13 protein-coding genes are annotated in these 14,316 nt (G+C 67.6%); 2 read left to right on the forward strand and 11 right to left on the reverse strand.

The genetic code is table 11. From position 1 onward, the window contains the following. Positions 1-19: 19 nt before the first annotated feature. From B8W69_RS10170 to B8W69_RS10185, 4 genes are all read right to left on the reverse strand, one after another. A complete protein-coding gene (locus B8W69_RS10170; protein ID WP_085289694.1) occupies positions 20-946 on the reverse strand; it encodes a DUF881 domain-containing protein in 927 nt (308 codons plus the stop codon). Next, a complete protein-coding gene (locus B8W69_RS10175) occupies positions 939-1,568 on the reverse strand; it encodes a CDP-alcohol phosphatidyltransferase family protein (protein WP_085289695.1) in 630 nt (209 codons plus the stop codon). The genes B8W69_RS10170 and B8W69_RS10175 overlap by 8 nt, the downstream gene beginning before the upstream one ends. Positions 1,569-1,620: 52 nt before the next feature. Continuing rightward, positions 1,621-3,951: an accessory Sec system translocase SecA2 gene (secA2, locus tag B8W69_RS10180; protein ID WP_085289696.1), complete on the reverse strand. Its 2,331-nt coding sequence runs from the start codon at positions 3,949-3,951 to the stop codon at positions 1,621-1,623. 69 nt (positions 3,952-4,020) lie between these two features. After that, complete coding sequence (locus tag B8W69_RS10185; protein WP_085289697.1) at positions 4,021-5,664, reverse strand: acetolactate synthase; 1,644 nt, start codon at positions 5,662-5,664, stop codon at positions 4,021-4,023. A gap of 93 nt (positions 5,665-5,757) precedes the next feature. On the opposite strand from B8W69_RS10185, the gene bacA reads away from it, so the two are divergent. Next, complete coding sequence (gene bacA / locus B8W69_RS10190; RefSeq protein ID WP_085289698.1) at positions 5,758-7,677, forward strand: vitamin B12 ABC transporter pemease/ATP-binding protein BacA; 1,920 nt, start codon at positions 5,758-5,760, stop codon at positions 7,675-7,677. Between the two features lie 113 nt (positions 7,678-7,790). Here the strand turns inward: bacA and B8W69_RS10195 are convergent, their stop codons facing one another. The 3 genes from B8W69_RS10195 to B8W69_RS10205 form a co-directional block, all read right to left on the reverse strand. Then, the gene (locus B8W69_RS10195; RefSeq protein ID WP_085289699.1) at positions 7,791-9,284 is read right to left on the reverse strand and encodes an FAD-binding protein; all 1,494 of its coding nucleotides are present in this window, start codon (positions 9,282-9,284) and stop codon (positions 7,791-7,793) included. A 49-nt stretch (positions 9,285-9,333) separates the two neighbouring features. Further along, on the reverse strand, positions 9,334-9,834 hold the full coding sequence (locus tag B8W69_RS10200) for a VOC family protein (RefSeq protein ID WP_085289700.1): 501 nt from the start codon (positions 9,832-9,834) through the stop codon (positions 9,334-9,336). A 132-nt stretch (positions 9,835-9,966) separates the two neighbouring features. Beyond that, complete coding sequence (locus B8W69_RS10205; RefSeq protein ID WP_220084550.1) at positions 9,967-10,650, reverse strand: TetR/AcrR family transcriptional regulator; 684 nt, start codon at positions 10,648-10,650, stop codon at positions 9,967-9,969. 122 nt (positions 10,651-10,772) lie between these two features. On the opposite strand from B8W69_RS10205, the gene B8W69_RS10210 reads away from it, so the two are divergent. Next, positions 10,773-11,219 (forward strand): nitroreductase/quinone reductase family protein, encoded by a 447-nt coding sequence (locus B8W69_RS10210; RefSeq protein WP_085289702.1) that lies wholly within the window; start codon positions 10,773-10,775, stop codon positions 11,217-11,219. Between the two features lie 6 nt (positions 11,220-11,225). Here the strand turns inward: B8W69_RS10210 and B8W69_RS10215 are convergent, their stop codons facing one another. The 4 genes from B8W69_RS10215 to B8W69_RS10230 all read right to left on the reverse strand — a co-directional run bounded on the left by B8W69_RS10215 (position 11,226) and on the right by B8W69_RS10230 (position 14,280). After that, the gene (locus tag B8W69_RS10215) at positions 11,226-11,906 is read right to left on the reverse strand and encodes an Rv1815 family serine proteinase (RefSeq protein WP_085289703.1); all 681 of its coding nucleotides are present in this window, start codon (positions 11,904-11,906) and stop codon (positions 11,226-11,228) included. Positions 11,907-12,001: 95 nt separating this feature from the next. Beyond that, positions 12,002-12,946 carry a sterol desaturase family protein gene (locus B8W69_RS10220; RefSeq protein ID WP_085289704.1) on the reverse strand — a complete coding sequence of 315 codons (945 nt, stop codon included), beginning with the start codon at positions 12,944-12,946 and terminating at the stop codon, positions 12,002-12,004. A gap of 41 nt (positions 12,947-12,987) precedes the next feature. After that, positions 12,988-13,704 carry an MgtC/SapB family protein gene (locus tag B8W69_RS10225; RefSeq protein ID WP_085289733.1) on the reverse strand — a complete coding sequence of 239 codons (717 nt, stop codon included), beginning with the start codon at positions 13,702-13,704 and terminating at the stop codon, positions 12,988-12,990. Positions 13,705-13,956: 252 nt separating this feature from the next. Beyond that, entirely contained in the window at positions 13,957-14,280 is a 324-nt protein-coding gene (locus B8W69_RS10230) for a DUF732 domain-containing protein (RefSeq protein WP_085289705.1), read from the reverse strand. Between the last annotated feature and the right edge of the window lie 36 nt (positions 14,281-14,316).

Genomic DNA, 14,316 nt, shown 5'->3' on the forward strand with positions numbered 1-14,316 from the left:
TGTCTGTTCGGGACTTTTCTCACCGTGGCCCAATCTGCTTGGCAAACTTGACATCCCGCGTCGATCCGGCAGGGAGCGTCAGTCCGTCGGCGACGTCCACCGTAACCACGACGCCGTAGGAGATCTGCAGCAGCCTCAGTCGCTGCATGCCCGGGCTGTTGTCGAAGACATCGCGCATCGCGCGCGGCGGCCCGATCGCCAGCACCGTGTACGGACTGGCGGTCGGGTTGTTGTCGACCAGGATCGCGCCGCCGGCCTGCCGGATGGTGACGTTCGGCCCGATCCGCACGCCGCCGACGGAAATCGCCTCGGCACCGCTCGCCCACAACGAGTTGACCAGCAGCTGCAAATCGCGGTCCAGGATGATCTGCCGGCTGCCGCTGACCCGCTGCTTGGACACGTCGGAAAGGTTCGGGCTGGCACCGGGATCGGTCACGGTCACCTTCAGGCCGGGCCCGATGATCGCCGTGCTGGCCGCCGCCAGGCTGAGCGCGTCGAGGCGTTTCAGCAGCCGCTGCCCCTCGGCGTCTTCGGCCAGTGCGTGCCGCTGCACGTCGTCGACCCGCGTCGCCAGCTCGCTGCGGCGCTGGCTCAGCTTGCTCGCGGAGCCCTCCGTCGACCGCACATTGCCCAACAGGAGCTCCTGCTCGGACCGCACCCCGGGCGCCACCGAGCGAGCCTGGGCGACCGCGGCGGCGAAGACCGTCGCGATCAGCAGCGCCGCCAGCGCCTGCCAGAGCCAACCGAACACCCGCCGGCGTCCGCTGTGCGGCGCGTCGGCGGCGCCGCGCTTGGCCGCCGCCGCGGCATAGCCGGGGTCGAGGTGCTCGGACAACAGCGCGCGCAACAGCGACGGCACCGGGATGCGTTTGGGCCGCGACGCCACATGCGCGCCGTGACCGGCATTGGGGTCATAGCCACCGAGCAGGCGGTCGGCGTCAGCCATGGTCAGCCACCTTCGCCGCGGCCGACGGCCGAGAAGCGCGGTCGACCTTGGGCATGCGTCGCAGCACAAGAATCATCTGCACCGCATACTGCACGAACGCCCACAGGTAGGCATACATGCCCCAGATCAGGAAGGCCCACCCGCAGGCGCCGATCACGCGGCTCCACAGCGCGTCCCAGGTGCCCAGCAGCACCAACGGAAAACCGGACATCAGCGCGAACGTCGCGGCCTTGCCGATGTAGGTCACCGGCAGCGCCGACAGCCCGCGGCTCCACAGCAGCGGCAGCGTCGCCGCCAACAGTCCATCGCGCGCGAGCAGGACGATGACGAACCACCACGGCACGATTCCGCTGAACGCCAGCACGATGGGCACCGCGACCATGTAGAGGCGGTCGACCGCGGGGTCGAGCAGCACACCGAGCCGGGAGGACTGATTCAGTAGCCGGGCGATCTTGCCGTCAGCCCAGTCCGAGGCGCCGCTGAACATCAGAATCGCAACGGCCCACCCATTGGCGTGCACGACCAGCAGGGCGTAGACGAACACCGGGATCAGCGCCAGGCGCACAGCGCTGAGCACGTTGGGCACCGTCAGCACCCGGTTGGGTGGAAGCACCGGCTCCATGAGCCGTGACATTAGCCCAACGGCGAGTGCGCGGCTGGCCGCGCACTCGGGGTCAGCGGAAGACCCCGGGCAGGCTCAGGGTGGACAGCGTGTCGTCCGACAACGGGTTGTCGTTGACCATGTACGTCCACGTCGACGTCGGGCGCGCCAGCTTGGACAGGTCCAGCCCGGGCTCCTCTTCGAGCACGTTCGCGGTTTCGAACGTCTGCTGGGCCGCCTCGATCGCGTCCGCGGCCAGCGACGCGAACGCGTCAACCGCCAACCGGTGGAACTCGTCCAGCGGATTCTGCCGACCCAGCGCCCGCAGGTGGATGCTCTCGCGGATATCCGCCAGATACGCCAGATGGTCTGCCCAGCCGCGGTCCAGGTGATACAGCATGATCTGCCGGCAGATCGTCTCCAGGCGCTCTTCGGAGATTCCTTCGGTCTCGGCCAGCTCCTCGTAGCGCTTGGGCGCCAGCTCGGCGAGTTCCTCGCGCGCGGTTGCGTTGCGCAGCAACGTATTACGCCGATCGACGATGATGGCCCGCTGCTGGGCGATCAACTGGTTGTAGCGCCAGGTGTTCGCGTGCACGTCCAGCATGCGGCCCTCGGCCACGCGCTGGGCGTGGTCGAGCAGGCCCGCCGCCTTCGGGCTGACGATCTTGCCGTCCTCGTCGGTCTGGGTCGGCAGCTTGTTGTGGTCGAGGTTGGCGGCGACGACGTCGTCCTCCCAACTCGAGAAGAAGACGGACGACCCCGGGTCGCCCTGACGGCCGGCGCGGCCGCGCAGCTGGTTGTCCAGGCGCTGGGTGTGGTGCCGCCCGGTTCCGACAACGTGCAGCCCGCCCAGCTCGGCGACCCGGTCGTGGTCGGCTTCGTCGGACCCGCCGAGGCGGATGTCGGTGCCGCGCCCGGCCATCTGTGTGGAGACGGTGACCACGCCGAACTTGCCTGCCTCGGCGATCACCTGGGCTTCCTCGGCGTCATTTTTCGCGTTCAGCACCACCGCGGGCACGCCGCGGCGCAGCAGCCGCTCGTGCAGCTCCTCGGATTCGGCCACGTCGCGGGTGCCGACCAGCACCGGCTGCCCGGTCTCGTTCACCTCGGCGATGTGCGCGACGATCGCGTCGTTCTTGGCCGCGGCGGTGATGTACACCCGGTCCGACTCGTCTTCGCGAATGTTGGGCTCATTCGGCGGAATTGGTGAGACGCCGAGCTTGTAGAACTGGCGCAGCTGCTCGCCGGCGGCCAGCGCGGTGCCGGTCATGCCGCATACCGTCGCGTAGCGGTTGATCAGCGCCTGCACCGTGATGGTGTCCAGCACCTCGCCCGTTTCGGTGGTCTCGATGCCCTCCTTGGCCTCGACCGCGGCTTGCAGGCCGTCCGGCCAGCGCTGCAGCTGCGCGATGCGCCCGCGCGCGGCGTTGATCAGGTGCACCGCGTCGTCGCGGACGATGTAGTGCACGTCGCGCTGCAGCAGCACATGCGCGTGCAGCGCGACGTTGATCTCGGTCAGCGTGGTGACGACGTGTTCCTCGGAGTAGAGGTCGATGCCGCCGAGCGCCTTTTCGACCTTGCGGGCACCGACCTCGGTCAGGTGCACGTTGCGGCTGTCGGCGTCGGTGTCGTAATCGGTGCCGGCTTCCAGCTGGCCGGCCAGCTTGATGATCTCCAGCCGCGGCGTTTCGCGGTGCGTGGTTCCGGCCAGCACCAGCGGCACCAGCGCCTCGTCGACCAGCACCGAGTCGGCCTCGTCGATCAGGGCCACGTCGGGGTTGGGCGACACCAGGTCGGCGACGTCGGTCACCAGCTGGTCGCGCAGCACGTCGAAGCCGATCTCGTTGACCGAGGCGTAGGTGACGTCGCAGCCGTAGGCGGCCCGGCGTTCCTCGCTGGTGGACTCGGCGGTGATCCAGCCGACCGTCAGACCCATGGCCTCGATGACGGGGCCCATCCATTCCGCGTCGCGGCGGGCCAGGTAGTCGTTGATGGTCACGACGTGCACGTGCCGCCCGGCCAGGGCGTACCCGGCCGCGGCGATCGCGCCCGCGAGCGTCTTGCCCTCACCGGTGGCCATCTCGATGACGTCGCCGGCCAGCATGCGCAACGCGCCCAGGAGCTGCACATCGAACGGCCGCAGCCCACTGGCCCGCTCGCCCGCCTCGCGCGCGATGGCGAGGAACTGCGGGATGTCCTCGGAGTCCGCCAGGTCCTCGAGGTTGAGCAGCCCGGCCGCCTTGCGTAGCTGCTCGTCGGTCAGCCCGGACGCCTCGTCGTTGTACTCCGACGAGTCGGTGACCTGGGTGAGGGACCGGCTTCGGTCCTTTTCGGTGCTGGCGCCGAGCAGCTTCCAAAAGCGGCTGGTCAGCCGGCCGGGTTGAGCGCGGGTCGTCTTAGGCACAGGTCAACGGTACGCGGTGACTTTCCGCGCGGGCTCAAGCCAGTCGGCGACACTGCAGGCCGCGCGCGCTCAGGCGAGGTTCGAGCGGCGTGGGTACGCGACGTCGGGATCGGTGAGCACATTGACGACGGCGGGCAGCCCGCTGGCGAAGGCGCGTTCCAGCGCGGGCCGCAGTTCGCCGGGCGCCGAGACCAGCTCGCCGTGGCCGCCCAGAGCGCGCGCCACTTCGTCGTAACGCGTCCCCGGACGCAGCTCGGCTACCACCGAATAGCCGTAGAGAGCCTTCATCGGGTGGTGTTCGAGCCCCCAGATCCCGTTGTTGCCGATCACGGAGACGACGGGCACGTCGTGCCGGACCAGGGTGTCCCATTCCATGCCGCTGAAGCCGAACGCGCCGTCGCCCTGCAGCAGCACCACCTGACGGTCCGGGTGGGCCAGCTTGGCGGCCAGCGCGTAGCCGGGGCCCGATCCCAGGCAGCCGAAGGGGCCGCTGTCCAGCCAGCACCCCGGTTGATAGCTGTCGATCACCCGCCCCGCGTACGACCCGAAATCACCGGCGTCGATGACGATGATCGCGTCGCGATCGAGCATGGGTGCGAGCTCCGCGTACACCCGCATGGGGTGCAGCGGGCTGCGGTCGTCGGCCAGCTCCGCCCTCTCCTTGGCGCGCGATGCGGTCTCGGCGGTCCGGAGTTCGCCGATCCAGTCCCGGTGGTCGGTTCTCGTGGCGGGGGCCAAGGCGGCGAGGATCGTCAACAGGTCGCCGTAGAGCTCGGCCTGCACCGGCCGCGGATGGCGGCGCTCGGGCTCGACCCGGTCCGCCACGATGAGCTGCGTCTGCGCCCCGAACACCGCGCCGAAGCCGAGCCGGAAATCCATCGGCACACCGACGATCAGCGCAACGTCGGCCTCCCCCAACGCTTTTCCGCGAACCCGGGAGAATGCCAGCGGATGATCCGCGGGAACGGCGCCGCGGGCCATCCCGTTCATCAGCACCGGGATCTGAAGTTCCTCGGCAAGGCGCAGTAGGGCCGCTTCCCCGCGCCCCCACCAGACGTTGGTGCCCGCCATGATCACCGGCCGCTGCGCCGCGGACAGCAGCGCGGCGGCGCGGCCCAGCGCTTGGCCGTCGGGTGCCGGGCCCGGCGGCAGGTCGACGAGGGCGCCGGGTCGGCCGTCATCGTCGGACATGGAGAACGCGTGGTCCATCGGGAAGTCGACGAACCCCACGCCCGACGGCGCACCGACCGCCGCCCGCAGGGCGTCGTCGACGAGACGGCCGGCGTCGTCCGCCGACTGTGCGGTGGCGGCGAAGCGGGCCAGCGGCGCCACGAACGGCACGTGGTCGATCTCCTGCAGCGAGCCCATCCCCCAGCGCTGCGCCGGCGCCCGTCCGCCCAGCACTACCAGCGGCGACTGGTTCTGCTGCGCCGCCGCCATCGCGCTCATCCCGTTGGTGATGCCTGGCCCCGCCGTCAGCGCGGCCACACCCGGCGACCGGGTCACCTTCGACCACCCCTCGGCGGCGAACGTCGCCGTCTGCTCATGACGGGTGTCGATCAGCCGAATACCCTCGTCGCGGCACCCGTCGTAGATGGAGAACAGGTGGCCGCCGGATAGCGTGAAGACGGTGTCGACGCCGCTGGCCCGCAGGCGCCGCGCGACAAGTCGGCCGGCGTGCAATGTTTGTGCGGGGATGGCGTCGGTAGTCATGACCGCAGCCTAATCAGATCCGTCGGGTACCTTCGCCGGAGGATTTGAAGTTGAGGAGAGTCCGACCACCTCGAACTTAAGGAGACGTCGACGATGGGCCCGAAGCCGTTCAAGCCATCGATCAACTGGTCGGCGGCACCCATCGATTCCTTGCGGTGGGTCGCCATAGCCTGGGTGGTCAGCGCCATCTGCCTATTCGGGGTGCTGCTTGCATTCCGCTATCTCACTCCTTGGGGCCGCCAATTCTGGCGTATCACCCGCGGTTATTTCGTCGGGGCACACAGCATCCGCGTGTGGCTCATGCTGGGCGTGTTGCTCCTGTCGGTGCTGCTTTCGGTGCGGTTGATGGTGCTGCTCAGCTATCAGGGCAACGATCTCTATACGGCGGTACAGAAGGCGGTGCAGGGCATCGCGGCCGGCGATGACGCGGTCAAAGAATCGGGCATCCACGGCTTTTGGATGTCGATCGTGATTTTCAGCGTGCTGGCGACGCTGTATGTCATCCGCATCATGACGGACATTTACCTGACCCAGCGCTTCATCATCGCCTGGCGCGTGTGGCTGACCGGCCACCTTACCGACGACTGGCTCGACGGCAGGGCCTATTACCGGGACCTCTTCATCGACCAGACGATCGACAACCCCGATCAGCGCATCCAGCAGGATGTCGACATCTTCACCGCCAATGCCGGCGCCACCCCTAACACCCCAGCCAACGGTACTGGATCCACCTTGCTGTTCGGGGCCGTCAATGCGGTGGCCTCGGTGATCTCGTTCGCCGCGATCCTGTGGGACCTGTCCGGGAATCTGACCGTTTTTGGCGTTGACATTCCGCGCGCGATGTTCTGGACCGTTTTGGTCTACGTCCTGGTCGCCACGGTGGTGGCAATTTGGTTGGGGCGGCCTCTGATTCAGCTGAGCTTCAACAACGAGAAACTCAACGCCGCCTTCCGATATGCCCTGGTGCGCTTGCGCGACGCCGCCGAGGCGGTCGGCTTCTACCGCGGCGAACGGGTCGAACGTGCGCAGCTGTGGCGGCGGTTCACGCCGATCATCGACAACTACCGCAAGTTCGTACGCCGAACCATCATCTGGGGCGGATGGAACTTCTCGGTGTCGCAGGCAATTGTGCCGCTGCCGTGGGTGCTTCAGGCGCCGCGACTGTTCGCCGGCAAGATCGACTTCGGCGACGTCGGCCAGAGCGCGACCGCCTTCGGCAATATCCAGGACTCGCTGTCGTTCTTCCGCAACAACTACGACAACTTCGCGGGCTTCCGCGCCGCGATCATCCGGTTGCACGGGCTGGTTGATGCCAACAGCCGTGGCCGCGCGCTGCCAACGATTCTCGTCAAGCCCAGCGAGGAAGCTGCCGTTGAGCTTCGCGGTCTGGAAGTGCGCACGCCGCAGGGCGACCAGCTGGTCGACTCGCTGGACATCCAGCTCGACCAGGGCGACACCCTGGTGATCACCGGCCGCTCCGGGGCCGGCAAGACGACGCTGCTGCGCAGCCTGGCCGAACTGTGGCCGTACGCCTCGGGAACCCTGTGCCGCCCGGACGGCGACAACGCGACGATGTTCTTGTCACAGCTGCCGTATGTGCCGCTCGGCACCCTGCGCACCGTGGTGTGCTACCCGAATTCGCCGGACAACATTTCCGATAGCCAACTGCGCGACGTGCTCACCAAAGTGGCGCTGGCGCCACTGACCAACCGGCTGGACGAAGACCAGGACTGGGCCAAGGTGCTTTCCCCCGGCGAGCAGCAGCGGGTGGCCTTTGCGCGCATCCTGCTCACCAAGCCGAAGGCCGTCTTCCTCGACGAGGCCACCTCCGCGCTGGACGAAGGCCTGGAATTCGCGCTGTATCAGTTGGTTCGGTCCGAGCTGCCGGAGTGCGTCATGGTCAGCGTGAGCCACCGGCCCACCGTCGAGCAGCACCACGAGCAGCAGCTGCACCTGCTCGGCGGCGGCCCCTGGCAACTGGGCCCGGTCGAGAAGGAACCCGCGCAGGTCTAGCGCTCAGGCCCCCGGCCCGCCGGGCCGCGTGCGCTCCGGCGCTGTGTGGTGGCGCGCCTACGCTCCCCCGGCCCGCCGGGCCGCGTGCGCTCCGGCGCTGTGCGGTGGCGCGCCTACGCTCCCCCGGCCCGCCGGGCCGCGTGCGCTCCGGCGCGGCGCCCGAAGAACGACCCCTCGCCCAGCTGCGTCCCGCTGGCGTAGCCCTTGCCGTCCTGGGCGAGGTTGGACGCGCAGGCGCCCGCGGCGTACAAACCGGGCACCACGCTGCCGTCGGCCCGCTGCACCTCGCCGTCGACCGTCACCGCCAGGCCGCCGATGGTGAATCCCGAGTACATCGCCCGTCCCAGTGACAGGTCGAACACCGCCCAGGGGCCACTGTCCTGGGGCGCAAGGAATTCGGGCTGCTTGTGGAAATCGGGATCCTCGCCCGCGGCGGCGTGCTTGTTGTAGCGGTCCAGCGTGGCTGCCAGGTTGCCCTCCGGAATGCCAAGTGCCACTTCCATTTCCGCGATCGTCTCGTACCCGTCGAGGAACCGGATCAGCGGCATGGCCGGCATCTCTGTGTGCGCCTCGTCGACGATCAGGTAAGCCGTCTGCTCGGGCTGCTCCAGCACGAAAGCCGAAGTGCGCGAGTGATAAGAGTCCTCGGTGACGAACCGCTGGCCGTCCTTATTGACGATCACACCGGTCAGCAAAACCTCGGGCGGATAGGCCGCGGCGGTGATGAACAGCTCGTCCATGTTCTTGGTCGCGCCGCCCGCAGACACACCCATCCGGATGCCCAGCCCGTCGTCGTTGGGATTGCCCAGGATGTATGGCGCCACCATGCCGTGATGTTTGGTGCGCCGCTCCTGACCCAGCGCGGGTGTGTGCTCGGCGACCATCTCCGGGTTCATCGCGAATCCGCCGGCCGCGATGATGACAGACTTGGCCTTGATGGCACCGGTTTCGGTGAAATGCTTCCACGCGACGCCGACCACGGCACCGTCGTCGCCGGTGACCAAATTGGTGACCCCGGTCTCGTAGCGGATCTGCACGCCCAAGGCGTCGGCGCGCTTGAGCAGCAGGTCGACGACCATGCTGGCGCCGCCCAATTCGCCGGGCACCGGCACCGAATGCCCGCGCGGTGCCGGCCTGGCCTTCTCGCAGAAGGGCCACACCTTCTCATTGCCGGTGTAGCTCAGTCCCTCGGTACCCGGTGGGACGACGACTTTGCCCGGGTAATAGCTGCGCTCGAACTGGAAACCCAGGTCTTCCAGCCAATTGAAATGCTCGACGCTGCCCTCGCAATAGGCGCGGATCTTGTCGAGTTCGGGTTCACGCGACACCTCGACCAGATACTTGTACATCTCCTCGACTGAATCGTCTTGACCGGTTGCCTGCTGCACCGCGGTCCCGCCACCGAGGTAAAAGTGGCCCCCGGCAAGCGAAGTCGTGCCGCCCGCCGCGGCCGCACGTTCGAGTACCAGCACCCGGGCGCCGGCCGAGGCCGCGCTCACGGCGGCGCAGCCGCCGGCGATGCCGAACCCGATCACCACGACGTCGACGTCGTACGACCACGTGGTCACGCCGTCCGCACTGATTGTTGCCGGTATCTCGGTGCTCATTGGCGCCACTCCTCCTCATCGCTGCATTCCGCGTCGTCGCCGACGCGGCTCACCGCTGCTCCTGTTTGATGTAGTCGTAAAACGCCCTCATCTCGGGCGAAACGTACGCAAGCTCCACATACGGCACGCCCGCCTCCGGCGCTGATAGGTAAGCGAATTGGATGCCGCCGGGCATCACGCCTCGCTGCGCGACCGCGGCGCCCCGCTCGGCGGCCTCGGTCACCGCTGCCTCCAGTAGCTCGGGACTTTCGACCTCCATGCAGATGTGGTGCAAACCCGGCCCGCAGTCGGACAGAAAGTCACTATAGATGTTCTCGCCGCGGACCGGTTGGATCAGTTCCAACTGCATGTCGCCGAGGTAGCTCAACGAGATGCTGGCAAAGAAGTCGGCGGGCCGGCCATGGTAGCTGCACGCGTCCGGAGCAAAGTGCACATCGGGTATGCGCACCCACTTCCGCACATCTAACAGGCCGGTGAGGGCCGTTTCGGTGGCATCAAGGTCGGCGGTGACCCAGGCGATCTGCGTCGGCGATTGAACGGGAAGCGTCATCGCCTCGCAGAATAGTCCAGTCGCGGGGCCGCCAGAAAGGGCCCGAATACTTTGCCATGACGAGCCCTTCCGGCCGGCGAACAGCCGGGTGAACACGTTCTAATTCGTCACGCCCGCAGCCGCCGCGAGCTATCAATGCCGGGTCAGGACATCTACCAGCAGCCGCACCTGGGCATCGAAGACGGTCTCCGGGTCGGTCAGCGTATCGGCGCCGTACTGCCCGAACACCTCGAGGCTGATCGCACCCAGCACCCCGGCCCACAGCAAAAAGCACTTGGCGAGCACCTGGTCATCACCGGGGAACCCGAACTCGTGACGAATTCGCTCGAAGTCGGATGACATCGGTTGCGGGGCAAGATCATTCGTGAGCCGAATATCGCCGGTGGCGATTCCGGCCGCGACCGCGTCGAACAACGCCGCTACCACCCGGGTCCCCACCGCGACCGTGCGCTCGGGCGGCGCGTGATATCCGGGCACGGGACTGCCGTACAGCAGGGCCCAGCACGCCGGGTGTGCGACGGCCCAGCCCCGGGTCGCCCGCGCGATGGCGACGACGTCGTCGCTCCACAGGTCGCCGACCATGTCGCGGGCGCGATCCACGGCGTCAGCCAGGTCGGAGTAGGCGTCGACCAGCAGCAGGGTCAGCAGTTCGTCGCGGCTGGACACGTAGCGGTACACCGCCGAGGACACCATGCCCAGGTCGCGGGCTATCGCCCGCACCGACAGACCGGCCGCGCCACGCTCCGCCAGCTGGCGGTGACCGAGCTCGATGATGCGTGCCTCGATCTGCTCCCGCGATTCCTGGCGTTTGCCCACGCGGCCAGTCTGGCACAACCGAGAACACCGCTCTTGCTTTCCGCGGTGCGTTGTGGCAGCGTGTTCAAATCAGAGAGCACCGCTCTCAGAAGTTTGACCAGGATTCGCTGAGAGGCCGCACCATGTCCACCCGTTATGAAGAACCGAACCGGGTCGCCCGAGCCGCCAACGGGGTCATTCGCTGGCTCGCCGAGGCGGGAATCAGCATCGCCGGGACCCGGGCGCTGCGCGTGCGCGGCCGCAAAACCGGGAAGCAACGCGCGGTGGTGATCAACCTGCTGACCGTCGACGGCGTGGACTACCTGGTCTCGCCGCGCGGCAATACCCAGTGGGCGCGCAATGTCCGGGCGGCGTCCGTCGTCGAGGTGGGTCCCCGCTGGCACCGGCGACGCGTACGGCCCGACGAGGTCGACGACGCGGCCAAGCCCGACCTGCTGCAGCGCTACCTGACCAGATGGTATTGGCAGGTCAAGGGCTATGTCGCCGGGTTGACCCCGGACAGCACCGACGAGCAGTTCCGCGCCGCCGCACCCTCGATTCCGGTGTTCGCGCTGACCCCGGTGGGCTGACCGGCCCTAGTGCGCGTTGTCGCGTACTCCGAGGTCCTCGCGGACCTCCTCGGACGTGGCGCCCCACGACACCGCCGCCGGAAAGTCGCCCCACACGCTGTTGAAGATCCCGACGATCTGTCCGGGGCCGCCACTGGGCGCCAGATACACCGGTCCGCCCGAATCGCCGTTGTGGCTCTGCACGCCGTGCGACATGGTGAACCAACCGTTGTTCACGCTCTCCACCGTCCCGCAGGTTTCCCCGGTGATCACGCCGAAATGGCAGACCGGCTGCCCGGGCGCAAGCGTCAGGCCGGGATCGGAGACCAGCGGCCGGCCGCCCGGCAGGATGTTGTTCGCCATGACGCTGTTGTCCAGCACGATCGCTTCGTAGTCGTTGATCACCTGGCTCGTGGACACCGTGGTTCCGCTGGGGGTGTTGTCCCGGAACGCTGCCATCCGGCCGATGACGGCACCGCCGCGATCCGTCACCACACCGCTGCCCCCACCCCGGCAGTGTCCCGCGGTGAACGCGATTTTCAGGCCGGGATCGACGTACCCCAGCGTGCAGACACGGTTGTCCTGACGTATTTCCATGCCCGGATACACCACGACGTCGGCTTTAGCCGGCGCGGCCGGCACAAAGTAGGCCAGGGCCACGACCGTAGCCGACGCGGCGAACGTGCGCGTTGCCAGACGATGCACCATGAACTCCGATTCATCGGGCCGATACCGACGGGAGGGCGAGGTTACGGCGTAACCGTTCCTCCACGCTCAGCTTTTCGCGCCGGCCTGCGCAGATGTTACAGGGAGGTCACGGCCGGGGTGCCGGCCTCGGCGTGACGGGCCGCTCGCGGCAACCAGCCGGGCGGGCCGAACACGTAACCCAGCCGATCGCGCAGGCGCGTCGCCGATCGCCAGTCGCGGGCGATCGCGACGTATTCGCGGGTCTGCAACCTCCAGATGTTGAACGTGTCCACGCGCTTCGTGAGGCCGTAATGCGGCCGGAACAGCTCGGCCTGGAAGGTTCCGAAGAGCCGGTCCCAGACGATGAAGATGCCGCCATAGTTCTTGTCGAGGTAGACCTTGTCCATCCCGTGGTGCACCCGGTGATGCGACGGCGTGTTGAACAGGAACTCGAACGGCCGCGGCAGCTTGTCGATCCGCTCGGTGTGGATCCAGAACTGGTAGATCAGGTTCACGGAGAAGCTGAAGAACACCATCCACGGTGGAATTCCCAACAGCGGCAACGGGATCCACATCAAGATCTCGCCGCTGTTGTTCCACTTCTGGCGCAGCGCCGTGGCGAAGTTGTAGTACTCGCTGGAGTGATGGGCCTGGTGGGTCGCCCAGATCAATCGCACCCGGTGCGCGATCCGGTGATAGGCGTAATACAGCAGGTCCACTCCGAGAATCGCGACGACCCAGGTGTACCAATGCGTCGGCGACAGGTGCCAGGGCGCCACGTAGGCATAGATCGCGGCGTAGCCGAGCAGCGCCAGGGTCTTCCAGCCGGCCGTGGTGGCCACCGAAATCAGCCCCATCGAGATGCTCGCCACCGAATCGCGGGTCAGGTGCGCGCCCGACGCCGGCCGCGCCGTGTCGGCGGCCGCGACCGTGAGTTGTTCGAGCTTCCGGGCCGCGGTCCATTCGAGGGTCAACAACAGCAGGAAGAACGGGATGGCGACCAGCACCGGATCCCGCATCTGCGGAGGCAGGGCGGACAAGAAGCCTGACAGGGCGCTCACACAGGTAAGACTACGACGAGCGCGGCGGTGTCGGTCCGCCCTCAGCGACGATCGTCCGACTGCGCTTCGTCTCCGGCATACCACTGCACCGCGCGGACGCCGGGCAGCAGCGACAGTTCGGCCACCAGCCGCTCCAGGCGGGCCGGGGCGTCGCCGTTCATCAGCAGGTGGGCGGTCAGGGTGACCTCGTCGCCGTCCGGGTTACCGGTATGGATTCCGCGAAGCGTGATGTCGTTGCTGCCGGCGTGCTGAACTACCTGGGCCCGCGCGTACTTCTCGTGCTTCGGGCGGCACACCACCTGCACGAGGTAGGGCACCAGGCTCTCGTCCTCTTCGGCACTGTTGTCGCGGTCGATCAGCCGGCCCAGCGGGCGCCCCAGCAAGTGGATGCCGATGACGGTGCCGGTGCCGATCAGCGCGAACACCAGGTGCCCTGAAGCGGCCAGCACGCCGATCGCGGCCGAGCACCACAGGGTGGCGGCGGTGTTGAGGCCCCGGACGTTGACGCCCTCCCGCAAGATCACGCCACCGCCGAGGAACCCGATGCCGGACACGACATAGGAAGCGACCCGGGTGGGGCTGGTGTCGGAGGTGGCCGCGGCGTAGAGCACGAACAGTGTCGCGCCGCCGGCCACCAGTGCGTTGGTGCGTAGGCCTGCGCGCCGCGCCCGCCATTGCCGTTCCAGGCCGATGAGGGCGCCGCAGCCCACGCCGACGCCCAGCCGGAGCACGAAATCGAGAGCGCTCAGCGTCTCCACCGACACACTCCTTCCCCCTGGTTCCTTCTGGGTCTCACACTCGAGTATCCCCCGGCACTACCGGGATACGGCCGTGGTTCGGTGCCGGTTGGCGCACCTAATCAGGCTGAGGTGAACAACAGGTGGACCCGAGTCAAACCGGGCGCTCGGCGCCCACCCCGACGAAACCTGCGGGCAGCCAATCGGTTGCGCCGCAGCCACCTGACCCATGTGCCGGGTGATGCTGCGGGCCGACTACTGCCGGGTCGGGAGCTACCCCTTGTTAAGTTGCTGCGGGCAATAGTATTTCGCCGCGATCGCCAAGAACGAGGTTGCATGATCGTTGGTGAGTCCAGGGTTTTCGCTCTTCAATTCGTCGAGCATCTGAGGGCCGACCTCGCCGTTGTCCATGGACACACACACCGATTTGGCGAACTTGATCGCCGCCTCCGGGGTCGTATAGGTGATGCCCGCGCTACGCAGCGAGGCAAGGAAACCGGCCTCGTCGCCGTTGGGTGTTACCGGATCGCCCTGCGCCAGCGGGGCAAAAGCGATGGCGGCCGAGACGCCGACCCCCATCACCAGCAGCAGTCTCATGACTCGTGATTGTCGCATGTCGCCGTGAGATTCGCA

It is taken from the genome of Mycolicibacterium vulneris, assembly GCF_002104765.1.
GTDB lineage: Bacteria > Actinomycetota > Actinomycetes > Mycobacteriales > Mycobacteriaceae > Mycobacterium > Mycobacterium vulneris.

Bases quoted from the DNA above. Each gene is read 5' to 3' on its own strand.
- bacA (WP_085289698.1), top strand. From the start codon at position 5,758: ATGGGCCCGAAGCCGTTCAAGCCATCGATCAACTGGTCGGCGGCACCC.
- B8W69_RS10210 (WP_085289702.1), top strand. From the start codon at position 10,773: ATGTCCACCCGTTATGAAGAACCGAACCGGGTCGCCCGAGCCGCCAAC.
- B8W69_RS10200 (WP_085289700.1), bottom strand. From the start codon at position 9,834: ATGACGCTTCCCGTTCAATCGCCGACGCAGATCGCCTGGGTCACCGCC.
- B8W69_RS10170 (WP_085289694.1), bottom strand. From the start codon at position 946: ATGGCTGACGCCGACCGCCTGCTCGGTGGCTATGACCCCAATGCCGGT.
- B8W69_RS10230 (WP_085289705.1), bottom strand. From the start codon at position 14,280: ATGAGACTGCTGCTGGTGATGGGGGTCGGCGTCTCGGCCGCCATCGCT.
- B8W69_RS10215 (WP_085289703.1), bottom strand. From the start codon at position 11,906: ATGGTGCATCGTCTGGCAACGCGCACGTTCGCCGCGTCGGCTACGGTC.
- B8W69_RS10175 (WP_085289695.1), bottom strand. From the start codon at position 1,568: ATGGAGCCGGTGCTTCCACCCAACCGGGTGCTGACGGTGCCCAACGTG.
- B8W69_RS10195 (WP_085289699.1), bottom strand. From the start codon at position 9,284: ATGAGCACCGAGATACCGGCAACAATCAGTGCGGACGGCGTGACCACG.
- B8W69_RS10185 (WP_085289697.1), bottom strand. From the start codon at position 5,664: ATGACTACCGACGCCATCCCCGCACAAACATTGCACGCCGGCCGACTT.